The 13,653-nt window shown below is 69.5% G+C and carries 12 protein-coding genes and 2 pseudogenes; 9 read left to right on the plus strand and 5 right to left on the minus strand.

Annotation, left to right across the window (positions count from 1 at the left end):
• The 3 genes and pseudogenes from D7V88_RS30490 to D7V88_RS30500 form a co-directional block, all read left to right on the plus strand.
• A pseudogene (locus D7V88_RS30490) lies at positions 1-214 on the plus strand (amine oxidase); the annotation flags it as partial.
• Between the two features lie 5 nt (positions 215-219).
• The gene (locus tag D7V88_RS30495; RefSeq protein ID WP_120544139.1) at positions 220-1,179 is read left to right on the plus strand and encodes a sigma-70 family RNA polymerase sigma factor; all 960 of its coding nucleotides are present in this window, start codon (positions 220-222) and stop codon (positions 1,177-1,179) included.
• A gap of 282 nt (positions 1,180-1,461) precedes the next feature.
• Positions 1,462-2,907 carry a tectonin domain-containing protein gene (locus D7V88_RS30500; RefSeq protein ID WP_147448925.1) on the plus strand — a complete coding sequence of 482 codons (1,446 nt, stop codon included), beginning with the start codon at positions 1,462-1,464 and terminating at the stop codon, positions 2,905-2,907.
• Positions 2,908-2,947: 40 nt separating this feature from the next.
• Here D7V88_RS30500 and D7V88_RS30505 read toward each other — a convergent pair whose 3' ends face one another.
• Together D7V88_RS30505 and D7V88_RS30510 are read right to left on the minus strand one after the other, a co-directional pair.
• Entirely contained in the window at positions 2,948-3,673 is a 726-nt protein-coding gene (locus D7V88_RS30505; RefSeq protein ID WP_120544141.1) for a DUF2652 domain-containing protein, read from the minus strand.
• 17 nt (positions 3,674-3,690) lie between these two features.
• Positions 3,691-4,425, minus strand: a complete 735-nt coding sequence (locus D7V88_RS30510; protein WP_120544142.1) for a TetR/AcrR family transcriptional regulator — start codon at positions 4,423-4,425, stop codon at positions 3,691-3,693.
• A gap of 95 nt (positions 4,426-4,520) precedes the next feature.
• On the opposite strand from D7V88_RS30510, the gene D7V88_RS30515 reads away from it, so the two are divergent.
• The 5 genes from D7V88_RS30515 to D7V88_RS30535 all read left to right on the plus strand — a co-directional run bounded on the left by D7V88_RS30515 (position 4,521) and on the right by D7V88_RS30535 (position 10,136).
• Positions 4,521-6,077: an FAD-dependent oxidoreductase gene (locus D7V88_RS30515; protein ID WP_120544143.1), complete on the plus strand. Its 1,557-nt coding sequence runs from the start codon at positions 4,521-4,523 to the stop codon at positions 6,075-6,077.
• Between the two features lie 91 nt (positions 6,078-6,168).
• The gene (locus D7V88_RS30520; protein ID WP_120544150.1) at positions 6,169-6,972 is read left to right on the plus strand and encodes an SDR family NAD(P)-dependent oxidoreductase; all 804 of its coding nucleotides are present in this window, start codon (positions 6,169-6,171) and stop codon (positions 6,970-6,972) included.
• A gap of 56 nt (positions 6,973-7,028) precedes the next feature.
• Positions 7,029-7,967, plus strand: a complete 939-nt coding sequence (locus tag D7V88_RS30525) for a LysR family transcriptional regulator (protein ID WP_120544144.1) — start codon at positions 7,029-7,031, stop codon at positions 7,965-7,967.
• A gap of 110 nt (positions 7,968-8,077) precedes the next feature.
• On the plus strand, positions 8,078-9,472 hold the full coding sequence (locus D7V88_RS30530) for a hypothetical protein (RefSeq protein WP_120544145.1): 1,395 nt from the start codon (positions 8,078-8,080) through the stop codon (positions 9,470-9,472).
• 67 nt (positions 9,473-9,539) lie between these two features.
• A complete protein-coding gene (locus tag D7V88_RS30535) occupies positions 9,540-10,136 on the plus strand; it encodes an FHA domain-containing protein (RefSeq protein ID WP_120544146.1) in 597 nt (198 codons plus the stop codon).
• 11 nt (positions 10,137-10,147) lie between these two features.
• Here the strand turns inward: D7V88_RS30535 and D7V88_RS30540 are convergent, their stop codons facing one another.
• Together D7V88_RS30540 and D7V88_RS30545 are read right to left on the minus strand one after the other, a co-directional pair.
• Positions 10,148-10,654 carry a DUF1993 domain-containing protein gene (locus D7V88_RS30540; RefSeq protein ID WP_120544147.1) on the minus strand — a complete coding sequence of 169 codons (507 nt, stop codon included), beginning with the start codon at positions 10,652-10,654 and terminating at the stop codon, positions 10,148-10,150.
• A gap of 148 nt (positions 10,655-10,802) precedes the next feature.
• On the minus strand, positions 10,803-11,387 hold the full coding sequence (locus D7V88_RS30545; protein WP_120544148.1) for a hypothetical protein: 585 nt from the start codon (positions 11,385-11,387) through the stop codon (positions 10,803-10,805).
• Positions 11,388-11,610: 223 nt separating this feature from the next.
• Between D7V88_RS30545 and D7V88_RS30550 the strand changes: the two genes are divergently transcribed.
• Positions 11,611-12,414 carry a LytR/AlgR family response regulator transcription factor gene (locus D7V88_RS30550; RefSeq protein WP_120544149.1) on the plus strand — a complete coding sequence of 268 codons (804 nt, stop codon included), beginning with the start codon at positions 11,611-11,613 and terminating at the stop codon, positions 12,412-12,414.
• A gap of 14 nt (positions 12,415-12,428) precedes the next feature.
• On the opposite strand, the pseudogene D7V88_RS30555 reads toward D7V88_RS30550, so the two are convergent.
• Positions 12,429-13,653: pseudogene (locus D7V88_RS30555) on the minus strand (AAA family ATPase); the annotation flags it as partial.

The raw sequence follows: 13,653 nt of genomic DNA on the forward strand, positions 1-13,653 counted from the left end.
CACCGTCAGCGAAGGGCTGCCCCGCGCGGCGAACGGTGGCCTGTCGGGGCGTCCTGCCGTGGCGGTGCCCCACGTGGGCGGGCTGTTCCGGGTGGGGGACTGGGTGGGCGCGGAAGGGATGCTCGCGGACGCGTCCCTGGCGAGCGCCGAGGTGGTGGAGCACGCCCTGCTGAAGGGCTCGGCGGTGCCCCGGCGCCGCGCGGTGGGGGCTTAAGCCACATGGATGCGAGGGCGCGAACGGCACTGGCGGAGGCGGCCCGCGAGCACGAGCGCTTCCTCTGGGGGCTCTGCTACCGGATGACGGGCGTGGCGGCGGACGCGGACGACCTGGTGCAGGAGGTGTACGCGCGCGCCCTTTCGACCCCACCGGAGCGGCTGGACACGTTGCGCCCGTGGCTCACGCGGGTGGCGGTGAACCTGTCGAGGGACCACCTGCGGCGCCGTCGCCGCGAGGGCTACGTCGGACCGTGGCTGCCGTCGCTGGTGGACACGGGGGACGAAGAGGTGCCGCCCTCGGCGGAGGCGCGGCTTCCCGGCGGAGGCTCGACGGAAGGGCGCTACGAATTGCTGGAGAGTGTCTCCTTCGCCTTCCTGCTGGCGCTGGAGGCGCTGTCGCCGAAGCAGCGGGCGGTGCTGCTGCTGCGCGACGTCTTCGACTACTCGGTGCGCGAGGTGGCCGAAGCGCTGGGCATGAGCGAGGTGAACGTGAAGGTGGTGCACCACCGCGCGCGGACGGCGATGGCCGCATATGACCAGTCGCGCTGCGTGCCCACCCGGGAACTCCAGGAGCGCACCCGGGCCGCGCTGGAGGGCTTCCTGGGGGCGCTGCTGTCCGGGGATGTGGCGGCGGCGGAGGCCCTGCTCGCCACGGATGCCCGGGCGCTGACGGACGGTGGCGGCGTGGTGCGGGCGGCGCACGTCCCGCTGCTCGGAGCCCAGCGCGTGCTCGTCTTCTTCCGCCGACTGCTGGAGATGCGCGGCGCGCCGAGGGCGGTGGAGGTGCGGATGCTCAACGGTCTGCCCGCGGTGGTGGCGGTGTTCGAAAAGGCGAAGGACCCGCTGGTCGCCGTGAACACCGTGATTCGGGTGGATGTGGATGCGAGCGGCCGGATTCGCGAGCTGCACTCGGTGCTGGCGGACCGGAAGCTCGCAGGCCTGCGCATGCCGGAGGAGGCCTGAGCACAAGGGGGCGGTCCTGGCGCGCAGGGTGCATTCGTCAGCGGGGGGCGTTGCGGCGGGCTGCGGACTCTTGCAGCCCAAACAGGCGGCAGGAGGGCCCGACACCCGAAGAGGCCGTGAGCCGCTGACACGTCAACGGACGCGTCAGTGTGAGCGCGCCCCGAACGCTGACGTGCCACGCGCGCCTGCGTGGCACGCCGCTCTCCCGGCACCTGGATGGCGTGGTTGTTGCTCATGGAGGCTTCGCGCCGCTTTGGCGACACCTGAAAGAGACCCGCCTCCATGGGACGACCCTCGAAGTTCGCGAACCTCGTAGCACTGTGTCTTGGATTGATGGTCTTCACGGCCGGCGCCCGGGCGGAAGCCCAGTCCCTGCCCGCCGTCGCGCAGGTTCCGCCCGCCCCGCCGCCCGCGCTCCCTGCGGGCACGAAGGTGACCTGTACGCAGGGACCCGGAACGGGGGCCGCGTCCGCCACCTGTCCCGTGCTCAAGTTCGATGGCCTGACGTACTGGGCGCTCAGCTACACGGACAACCGCGTCGCCATGGCCATCGTCGCGTATGACGCCACGGGCAAGGTCGTGGCGCAGTGGGAGAAGCCGGGCTCCCGCTATGTGTACGCCATCCTGATCAACCCCTCCGCCAAGACGGTGTCGTTCGCGGGCCAGTCGGACGCGAAGATCACCATGACCTGGGACGAACTGGCGGCCCCGCCCGTGGTCGTCCAGGTCCCGCCGAGCCCCACGCCGGCCATCCCCGCGGGGATGAAGGTGACGTGCACGCAGGGCCCCGGCACGGGTGCCCCGGCCGCCACCTGCCCGGTCATCAAGTGGAAGGGCTACACGTTCTGGGCCTTCAGCTACACGGACAACCGCGTCGCCATGGGCATCGTCGCGTACGACGCGGCGGGCAAGGTCGTGGCGCAGTGGGAGAAGCCGGGCTCCCGGTATGTGTATGCCATCACCGTGAACGCCACGGACAAGACGGTGACGTTCGCGGGCCAGTCGGACGCGAAGATCGTCATGAAGTGGAGCGACCTGCTGCCTCCTGTCGCTCCTCCGGCGCCGCAGTGGGTGCTCCAGCCGGCGCCGCTGGGTGCGACGCTCAAGCAGATCTCCGTGGGCAGCGCCAACGCCATCTGGGGCCTGGATACGGCGGGCTTCAACTGGAAGTGGATCGGCGGCGGCTGGCAGCGGATGGGCGGCACGGTGAGCAACATCTCCACCGCCTCCGACGGGACGCTGTGGGCCACCAATCCCCCGGATTCGCTGCGCGTGCTGAAGTGGGATGCCACCGGCAACAAGTGGACCTGGAACATCCCCACGGGCATGAAGCAGGTCACCGCCGTCAACGCGAACACGGCCTGGGGCCTGGACAACGGCGGCTCGCTGTTCCAGTGGACCGGCTCCGCCTGGGAGAAGAAGGGCTGCTGCGTCAGCCAGCTCTCCGTCGGCTCGGACGGCGAGCTGTGGGCCACCAATCCCCCGGACTCCAACCGCGTCCTGCGCTGGGACGGCGCGAAGTGGACCTGGAACATCCCCGCGGGAATGACCTTCGTGTCCGTGGGCAGCGCGAAGAACATCTGGGCGCTCAATGCCACGGATCAGATCTTCCAGTGGACCGGCACGGCCTGGAAGCAGGTGCCCGGAGCGCTGCGGAACATCTCCGCCGCGGGCGACGGCTCCGTGTGGGGCCTCAACTCCCAGGGCATGGTCTACAAGTGGCAGTAGCGGACGCGTGAGGGCCGGCCGCGCCCCCTGAAGGCTGTCTTCAGGGGGCCTGGACGTCGACGATCTCGACGTTGCGGAAGTCCTCGCAGGGCTTCTTGAAGCCAAGCACATACTTCAGCGAGCGCACCTCCAGCAGCAGCTTGGCCCACAGACGGCGGGGCAGGCTGGGGCGCAGGGCCAGGGGAAGCGCCGCGGTGACCTCGCTGAAGTCCAGGTAGTGCGTCGCCGTGAGGCCCATGCCTTCGAAGTCGTGTTCGAGCCCCCGCGTGAGCTGGCGCAGCTCCGGGGTGAGCCCCTGCTGCACCGTGTCCGTCATCAGGACGTATTCCTTCACGGGCACGTCGTTCTTGAGCATCCGGTGCACGAGGATGACGTCCACGCCCGCGAGCTCGGTGAGGTGCTTCACCCGCTGGAAGGCGACCTCTCCGGCATGCGCCACGAACTTGAGCGTCAGGGCGTTGACCTGCATGCAGCCGTCGCACTTGCACATGCGGTCGATGATGAGCCGCTCGCGTCGGGCGAGGAACGCGCGACGGATGTCCGACACCTGCTGGGCGATGGCCGTGGTGTCGTCCCCCACGGCATAGAAGAAGGCCGCGTCCCCCTCCAGCTTCGCGAGCTTGAAGCGGCCGGAGGCGTCGATGAGGGCCTCCAGCAACTGCGCCACCGTGTCCTGCGCGTGCGCGAGGCTGAAGCGGTGGTGCTTCATGAAGCGGGTGTACCCGCCGATGTCCGCGATGAGCAGCAGAGCCTTCTCGATGGCCATGAAGTCCTCTCTTCCGTTCAACGCTTGAGTCGTGCCGCGATGCCGTCGAGCACGCAGTCCAGGCCCTTGTCGAAGACGACCTCGAAGGCGGGGTGGGTGGCGTCCTGGAACACCCTGGCGAGCGTCGGGAAGCGGCCGGTGGCGATCATCCGGCGGATGTACGGCTCCGTGGCGTTCTGCCACTGCGTCTTGTTCATCCCACTGTCGAGCGTGGCGCGCTGTTCGCTGGCCTCGTTCCGCAGGGCGCCGACCACGTAGGCGTTGACGGTGCCGACCGCCTGCATGACCGCGTCGATGTCCTCTCCGAAGCCCGGGGTGTCGCTCAGCGAGGCGAGTGAGGCCTCCAGGTGCGCCAGCGCGTTGGGGCCCAGGTGGGGACGGCCCACCATCAGGTCGATGAGCCACGGGTGCTTCGCGGCGGCCTGTCGGGTGCGGTGGGCCATGCTCCGGAGCGCCTCGCGCCACGCGCCGCGAATCGGCCCCTCGGACACCATCTCCCCGTACACCGCGTCCACCATCAGCTCCAACAGCTCCTCCTTGGTGGACAGGTAGCCGTACAGCCGCATGGGCCCCGCATCGAGCGCGGCCGCGACCTTGCGCAGGGACACCGACGCGAGCCCCTCCGCGTCCGCCAGCTCCAGCGCGGCCCCGACGATGCGCTCCCGGCTCAGCGGTCCGGGCGCGGGGCGGCTGGAGGGCTCTGGACGCTCCCAGACGAGGGCGGAATCCGACACGCGCGGCTTCTGGGTCATCCCGGCCGTCTTGCCCCATCGAACCTGCATTGACAACGGACCGACCATTTATACACTGTATCTATCGATACGGTGTATAAAAGGGTGGCTCCAAGATGGATTCGACTCCGGTGTTGGTGGTGGGCGGCGGCCTGGTGGGCCTGTCCGCTTCGATGTTCCTGGCGTGGCGGGGCGTGCCGACGGTGCTCGTCGAGCGGCATCCGGGCAGCTCGCCGCATCCCCGGGCGATTGGCTACACGCCGAGGACGATGGAGCTCTTCCGGGCGGTCGGGCTGGGCTCGCGCATCCCCCAGAGTCCCCCCGGCTTCCGGCTGCGTCGGGCCCGGGTCGAAAGCCTCGCAGGGACGTGGTTCGAGGAGTCCTCATGGACGCCGGAGAATCCCCACACGCCCGCCATCGAATACTCGCCGTGCACGGGGACGGCGCTGGCCCAGGACCGCCTGGAGCCCCTGCTTCGGGAGCGGGCGGTGGAGCTTGGCGCCGACATCCGGCTCGGGACCGAGCTGGTCCGGTTCGAACAGGATGCGGAAGGGGTGACCGCGTGGCTGCGTGAGCGCGGGGGACGGGAGTACACGCTGCGCGCGGCCTATCTCGTCGCCGCGGATGGGCACCGCAGTCCGGTCCGCGAGGCCCTGGGGATTGGCCGTGATGGCCGGGGCCACATGCGCACGGTGCGCAGCGTCCTGTTCCGGGCTCCGTTGGAGGCGTACCTCCAGGCGGGCGTGACGCAGTTCCAGATCGAGCAGCCGGGGTTCAGCGCGTTCCTCACCACCTACGGCGACGGTCGCTGGGTGCTCATCTTCTCGGATGACGAGGAGCGCGACGAAGACACCTTGAGGGCGTTGGTGCGCCGGGCGGTGGGCCGGTCCGACCTGGAGGTGGAGCTCATCACCACGGGCCGTTGGGAGCTGAGCGCGCTCATCGCGGACCGCTTCGCGGCCGGCAGGGTGTTCCTGGCCGGAGATGCCGCGCACACCCTTCCGCCCAGCCGGGGTGGCTACGGCGCGAACACCGGCATCGAGGACGTCCACAACCTCGCGTGGAAGCTGGCGTCGGTCCTCTCCGGTGCGTCAGCGCCAGCCCTGCTCGACACCTACGACGCCGAACGCCGGCCCATCGCGTGGCTCCGGCACCAGCAGATCTTCGCCCGGAACGACTACAAGGCGGAGGCGGGTGGGACCGCCGGGGACGCGCGGATCCTCGACGATGACGCGATGGAGTTCGGGCAGTTGTACCGCTCAACGGCGGTGCTCGACGCCAGCGACTCGCTCCCGCCCGCGGCGAGGCCGGAGCAGTGGGCGGGGCAACCCGGAACACGCGCGCCGCATGCGTGGGTGGCCGACGGCGACGCGAGGCGCTCCACGCTCGATCTACTCCAGCGAGGCTGGGTGCTGTTCGCCGGGGACGCCCGGTGGTGCTCCGCCGTGGAGCAGGCCGGAAGGCCGCCGGGCCTCGGACTCCAGTGCCTTCGCATTGGCGTCGACGTGCGGACGGCGGATGCGGAGACATTCCGCGAGGCGCTGGGCCTGGGGAAGGAGGGGGCTTCGTTGATCCGCCCGGATGGCTATGTGGCCTGGCGCTCGCTCGACCTGCCGGCGGAGCCCCACCGCGTGCTCACCGACGCCCTGCGGCGGGTGGCGTCCGCGCCGTAGCCAGCGCCTCCATCCACGCTTTGCATTTCTGGAAAGCTGCTTGCCGCCGATGCCCGTTCTCGGGATGCGCACCGGCCGCCATGCTTGCGCCATGAACACTTTTGATTTCGCGGGCAAGACGGTGTTGGTCACGGGCGCCTCCATGGGCATCGGCGAGGTCTTCGCCCGGGAACTGTCACGGCGCGGGGCGACGTTGCTCCTGGTGGCCCGGAGCGAAGCCCGGCTCAAGGCGCTCAGCGAGGAATTGGGCAACGCCCATGTCCTCACCGCCGACCTCACGGCACCCGGCGCGGCCCAGCGCCTCTTCGACGCTGTCACCGCGAGGGGACTGGAAGTCGACGTTCTCATCAACAACGCCGGCTTCGGCATCCACGGCCGTTTCGGCGACCTCTCCTTGGCCGAGCAGCGCGAGGAGATCGACCTCAACGTCGTGGCGCTCTATGAACTGACCCATCTCTTTCTGCCCATGATCGAGCGGCGTCAGGGCGGCGTCATCCAGGTGTGCTCCGTCGCTGGCTACCAGCCGATTCCGTACATGGCCGTCTATGGCGCGACGAAGGCGTTCGTCCTGTCCTTCAGCGAAGCGCTCTGGGCGGAGTACCGCCCGCGCGGCGTCCGCGTGCTCTGCCTGTCCCCGGGCGCGACCGAAACGGCCTTCTTCGCGCGCTCGGGCCCTGGCGCGGATCCCGGCAGGAAGGCGCGCCCCGAGGACGTGGTCCAGTTGGGACTCGCGGCCTTCATCGCGGGGCGCGCCTCCGTCGTGCACGGCGGCGCCAACAAGCTCATGACCTTCGCCTCCCGCTTCTTTGGTCGTGAGTTCGTCGCGAAGGCCGGAGAGCGGATGACGCGGCCGAAGGCGCCCGCGCTCCTTCCTCCCGCCACGGGAGCTCGCTGACACCGCGCTCCCGTCTGTTTCCAGCAACGGGCAGCCGCGACTAACGTTGTGCACGAATGGAAAACAAGCTTCCAGCCTGGGATGACCTCCGCGTGCTCCTCGAAGTGCACCGCCGAGGCAGCTTTCTCGCCGCGGGACACCACCTGGGCATGTCGACCTCCACGGTGGCGCGCCGGATTGGCGCCATCGAAAAGGACCTGGGGTGCTCGCTGGTGCATCGCACGTCCCAGGGGGCGTGGCTCGAAAGGGAGGCATTGGAGCTGGTCGGGCTCGCGGAGGGCTTCGAGCAATCACTCGCGGCACGCCGGCGCGACCGGGGCGGAGGCTCTCCCTATGCGGGCGTGGTGCGGGTCTCCCTTCCCGATGGCTTCATGCCGGCCGCGGCCGAAGCGGCGGCGCGCTTCCGGCGGCTCCACCCCGAAACCCTCATCGAGGCGGTGTCGGAGTCGCGCTTCGTGGACCTGGCTTCCCGCGAAGCGGACATCGGGATACGGGGCGGCCGGTCCTCGTCGCCCGCGTTGATCGACAAGCCGCTCGGCGAAATCGTGACCGGGCTCTACGCGAGCGAGGACTATCTCTCACGTTGCCTGCCTTCGGGCTTCCTGGGCGCCAGGGACTACGGCCCGCAGGACTTCCTCATCGAGGATGGGGTCCCCCACCGGCAAAGCCCCACGCAGTGGCTCTTGCAGAGAGGGGCCGTGCGCTTCCCCTTCCGCTCGAACTCGATGGAGGCACGCCTGGAGGCGGCGAAGCGCGGCATGGGGCTCGTCTTCCTCGCGGTCGGCGCGGGAAAGGACCACCCGCGTCTGGTCCGGGTGGGCCTGGAGACGCCGTTTCCGACGTTCCGCTTCTACCTCTCAATGCACAAGGAATTGCGAAGGACACCCAGGATTCGCGGCGTCGCGGCCTCCATCGAGGAGGTGTTCGCGGAGTACATGGCCGCGCAGGCCGAGTCAGAAGCCTTGTTCCGGCCGAAGCGAATCAAAGCGCGTTGATGTGCCATTCCCGCGCGCCTCCCGAAAAAGAAAGTCATTTTGCGTAGACCTTCTGGGACTCCCGTTCGTTGACGGTGGGGCCGAATTCCCCCCAACAAGGAACGCAAGCGATGCTGAAGAAGAGGTCCTTTCCCTGGATGCTGCTGTTGAGTGGCCTGCCTTTGCTCTCCGCCTGCGATCGTGAGCCCAGACCCGTGGAGGTCATTGCCTCGCACGGACCCGGGGAGCTGGCGCTGCTCATCGAGCGGGAGGGTGGCGCGGGTCCCTACGTGGAGGGTACGCCGGAGCGCTTCCGCATCGTCGCCTCGGGAGAGGCCTTCAAGTCGGTGCGCTGGAGCACCAACGCCGGGGTCCTCGCGTCCGACGTGGAGCAGGTCACCTGGACGCTGCCTCCAGCGGGAACGGCGTCCCTGTCCGTCTCCGTGGAGACGGAGTCCGGGAAGACGGCGGAGGGGTCGTTCCACTTCAGCGTGGTGGCGCCTGCGCTCGCCACCAGCACGGTGATCGACTCGGGGCCGGACGTCACGGGTAGCACCTGCAAGCTCGCGTTCGACGACGCGGGCAAGGGACACGCCGTCTACACGAACGACACCCACAAGACCCTCTGGTACGCGAGCTGGGATGGCACGACGTGGACGACGGAGCAGATTGACGGTCCCGGCTTCAACACCGGGGGCATGTTCATCACGCAGCCCGTGCTGACGCTCGACGCGGCGACGGGCACGCCGCACGTCGGCTATCTCAAGAGCACCGGTCCTGTCTCGGTCGCCACGTTCCGCATCGGATACGCCGCGCGCGTCAATGGTGCATGGATTCGCGAGAGCGCGGAAGTCGCGCCGACGACCAAGATGGGAATCGCGCTCAACCCCGCGCAGGGCAATCAGCCGGTCATTGTCTCCACCAGCGGCACCCTCGGGACCATCCGGGTCTCGACCCGGACGGGGGCCAACACCTGGGCCAGCTCGCTGCTGCCTCTCACCACGTCCCACCTCACGGGAGAGCCGGTCTTCGATGCGACCGGGGCGCTGTATCTCCTGACCAACCAATTCGCCAGCGGCGTCTGGGGCAACTACCTGCGGGTCATCCGGGGCTCGGTCATCGACTCCTTCAAGGTGAAGGATGGCGGCTCCTCCGGTGCCTGGAACTCGCTCGTCTGGGGACAGGGTCAGCACCTCCTCTCGATGGCCAGCGGCATCAGTGATGGCGAACGGGTCGCCATCGAGGACATCACGGTGGGCACGCCCCTGTCGGCCAGCACCGTGAGCCCCTCCCCGGTCGACTACAGGTACCAGGCCTCGGACCTGGCGTATGGCGGGGGCAAGCCGGTCGCCGTCCTGCGCAACGGGACGGCGATGGAACTCACCACGCCGGATGCGCAGGGGTTCTGGACGTATACGCAACTGGGCACCGTGGATGAGGCCACGCGCCCGAGCGTGGCCATCCGTCCCACGGATGGCACGCCGCACGTCTGCTACCAGCGGGACGGCAAGGTGAGCTTCCAGTAGCCTTCCGTTCGCGGCTGCCAGCCTCGTCATCGGGGCTGGCATCTGCCTGCGCAGGAAAGGCGTTTTCATGGCCGCGGCAATCCTCGAAGCCCGCTGTGTCGCTCCCTTCACCGTCCGGGTCCGCTTCAGCGATGGGATGGACGGCGAGGCGAGCCTCAAGCCCTGCCTCTTCGAGTGGGAGCCCGCTCGCGTCCCGGACCTCTCCGTGGAAACCCGCGACTGGCTGCGCGTGCCGGAGAACTTCCAGACCGTCCGCGTGGATCCCGAAACGGGCACGCTCGCCTGGGCAGACGCGCGCCCGTTCAGCGCCTCGCTGGTGTACTGGCGCGTGGAGCGATACCGGGTGAAGGCGACCGTCCGCCTGAAGGACGGGGCCGTCCTCTCCTCGGAGTTGCTCGGGGGACGGGGTGAGGTCTGGTCGAACGGGCTCACCGTCGGGCGGGCCCGCGCCAACACCGTCGTCGTGGATCAGGAAGGGGTTGCGCCCGTCCATGCCCGGGTGACGGTCGGCGGCGGTCACCACCCCTGCTACTTCATCGAGGTGGTGGAGGGCACCGTCACCGCGGGAGGAACATCCGCGTCAGTGCCCGGCGAACGCCTGCGGGTCCCAGCCCGCCAGCCGCTCCTGCTGGAGCTGGGACCTTGCGTCGTGGAGATCGAATGAGCCTTTGAGGCTCAGGGCGCGCGGAGGCTGAGCGCCCCCAGATAGTCGGCCTTGCCCAGGTTCACGCCGTTGTGGCGCAGCAGCGCGTACACGTGGGTGATGTGGAAGAAGAAGTTCGGGACCGCGTGCTCGAGGAAGTAATTCGCACCGGTCATCGTCTTTCCCTCCCAGCGGGGCTGGGTGATGGAACGCTCGGCGGCCCCTTCGAAGTCGCGGGCGGAGAACCCGTCGAGGTAGGCAATCACCGACTTGATGCGGGCGCTGAGCTGCTCGAGCGTCTGCTCGGTGTCGGGGTGCGAAGGGGCTTCCTTGCCGGTCAACCTGGACGCCGCGAGCTTCGCGGAGTCACAGGCGATCTGCACCTGACGCGAGAACGGAAGCTGGTCGGGCGCGAGCCGGAACCCGAGGAAGATGTTCGGGTCGAAGGACTTCGTCTTGGCGAAGGTCGCGGCCGTCTCCAGCCACTTCTCCATCTGCCCGAGCTGCTTCTTCATCTGGGAAAAGGTTTCGATGTACATGCGGCGCAACCTAACCCCCGGCCCGGCAGGGCACCACCTGAAGTGCCGGCCCCGGGTCCGCCGCGCTCCTTCATGACGCGTCGTTCCAGGCCGCGTCCAGGTCTCCCCAGCCCGGACGCGGCCTGTCACGCCGCCGTCACGCCTGACATCAGAAGGTGATCGTCAGGTCATGCAAAACCGCCTCGCACCCCGTCCGTGTTCCGGCCTCGTTGCCGCTCGTGTCGCCCACGCAGGTGAGGGTCTGCACGATGCGCGTGTTGCCGGGGAGCTGCGGGAAGGCCCAGGCGTCGTTCGAGTGCCCCGTGTCCGTGTACCCGAAGGTGAACTCGGGCCCGATGTAGTAGTCGGCGACGGGCACGGGGGCCGGCGAGACGCTCAGGATGGGGCTCGTGGTGGTGGCGATGTGGTACCACCGGTTGCCCTCGACCTTGGTGGTGCCGCCCACCTCGTTGCCCCAGATGAACATCCCAATCCACAGCTCGTTGGTGTTGCGGACTTCCAGCTCGAAGTTGACGTCGATCCTCGGCCCGTTGCCGGCGAAGTCAGCATCCCCTCCGGTCTTCGGTGGGACGTAGAAGGCCAGCGGGAAGTCATTGATGGTGACGGACAGGCCCTGTTCGGTCGTTCCCACCGCCTCCGCGGGCGGCTCCGACGGGTCGAGGGTTTCGGGACCGCACGCCCCGAGCAACAGGGCGGCCGCCGGAACGACGTAGGACGTGATTCGACGCAGCATGGTGACTCCAGACAGCGAATGGGAAACGCCAGACGGCCGGACCGTTCCTGCCTCGGCGTGGCCGCCACCCCGGCGAGCCGGAGTGCCGTGATGAGTACCGGCATTGGCGGACAGGGGACATCGCCGTGCCGCCAGTGGCTCCAAACGTGTGACGAAGCGGCCCATGGCGTCCGTGAGTTGTCTTCAGGAAGCGATTCGTAGTGCATCGGGAGAGGTCAGGGACATGGTCGTTCGAGAGGGATTGTTGGAGTCCGCGCCCATTCGCGTGATGGTGGTGGACGGGGATCCGGAGGCCCGGCGGCTCGTGGGCTCGGTGCTGGATGACGATGCCGAGGTGGTCGTCGCGGGTGTCCACGACGGCGGGGGCAGTGCCGTGGAGGCCCTGCGGCGCGAGCCCGTGGACATCCTCTTCCTGGATGTGGCGCTGGAGGGCCTGGATGGCTTCCAGTTGCTCCATGAGGCGGGGAGTTCGTGCGCGGGCGCCGTCGTCTTCATGACCGCGCGGGAGGACCACGCCCTGCGTGCCTTCGAGGTCCGCGCGCTCGACTATGTCCTCAAGCCCCTGTTCCTGGAGCGGTTCGTCCAGGTGCTGGCCCGGGCGAAGGAGCATGTCCGCCGGGCGCGCATCCAGCACCTGGTGCGGCAGCTCGCGGGCCTCGTGGAGTCCCTGCCTGGCCCGTCCCGGCCTCCGCGCTACCTGGAGCGGCTGGTCGTCCGGGAGGTGGGGCGGGTGACGCTGCTCTGCGTGGATGACGTGGACTGGATGGCGGCGGAGGACAACTACGTCCAGGTGCACATCGGCGCGCGGAGCCACCTGGTGCGTCAGCCCCTGCGCGAACTGGAGGCGCGGTTGGATCCGGAGCGGTTCATCCGCATCCACCGCTCCACCGTCATCAACCTCCAGCGCATCCAGGAACTGCGCCCGCTGCTCCACGGCGAGTACCAGGTCATCCTGAGGGATCGGACCACGCTGAAGCTCAGCCGGGGCTACCGCGAGCGCCTGGGCACGCTGCTGGCCCAGGGCTGACGCGTGGCACGTTGCTATCCCGCCTTGCCGGACGGGCGGAGGGCGGCTCCCGAGGTGGCGGCCTGGAGGCGGCATCGCGCCTCGGCGGCCCGCGCCCGCGCGGCGTCCTCCTTCTGGCCCGTGGCCACCATGAGGGCCGCGGCCCGGGCGTAGTGCTCCGCCGCTTCCTCCGGAGGCAGCACCTGTTCGTCGGAGTGTGCCGACGCCAGCAGGTGCGGCAGCGCCTTCTCCACGCGCCCCGCCTCCAGCCAGTGATGCGCCAGGAGGATGGCGGGGGCTGCGTCCTCTTCCAGCGCCGCGGCGAGCCGGCCGTGCAGCACCCGGGCCTCTCCCGCCTCCATCCCGGCGCGCACGGCCTCCATCACCAGGTCATGGCTGAAGCGCTCGCCCATCAGGACCTGGGCCGACTCCAGCTCCGCGAGCGCTTCGTGCGCGGCCACCGCCGTCACCTGGAGCACCCGGGGCGCGAGCGACGTGCGGAAGAAGGCGCCCGCCAGCGCCGCGAGCCGGGCGCATTGGAGCGCCAGCGTGGACAGCCGCTCCAGTCGTAGCTGGATGAGGGGGCCCACCCGCCCCGGAGGGGGCAGCCGCTGGGGCCAGTCGCGGTGCAGCGAGCCCGTCTCCAGCAGGTGCTTCAGGGTCTCCACCACGTAGAGGGGGTTGCCGCCCGTGTAGCGCGTGAGGTCCTCCGCGTGCGCCTCCGCGCCGGGCAGGCCCATGGCCGCCACCATGCGCTTCACCTCCTCGCCCGTCAGCGCGCCCAGCTCCACGATGCGCGCCAGCCCCGCGTCGACGAGCTGGGCGATGTGCGTTCGCGCGAAGTCCGGCAGCTCTCCCCGTCGGTAGCAGTCGATGAAGCGGATGGGCCGGGCGCCCCGGGAGGCGGCCTCGAACATCCGGGGGAGCGCGAAGGTGAAGGCCCGGGTGCTGGCCATGTCCCAGTACTGCACGTCGTCCGCGACGCTGATGTCCTCGGGCTCATGGAGCATCTGGAGGGCCACCGCGCCCGCGTCGTAGAAGCGCAGCATCCCGGTCTCGGAGTCCAACGGCGGCAGGAGCCGCGTCTCCCCCAGTTCGGGGAGGATGCGCGACAGCTCCGTGCGCACCCAGTCCGGCAGCTTCACGTCCGGCCAGCGCGCCAGTTGCGTGCGGAAGGCGCGGGCCTGGGAGGCGAAGGGCACGTCCCGGTCCCCCACCCGCGCCTCGATGCGCCCCCAGCGCCCCTTCGTGGTCGCGAAC

This window comes from Corallococcus terminator, assembly GCF_003611635.1.
Taxonomy (GTDB): Bacteria; Myxococcota; Myxococcia; order Myxococcales; family Myxococcaceae; genus Corallococcus; species Corallococcus terminator.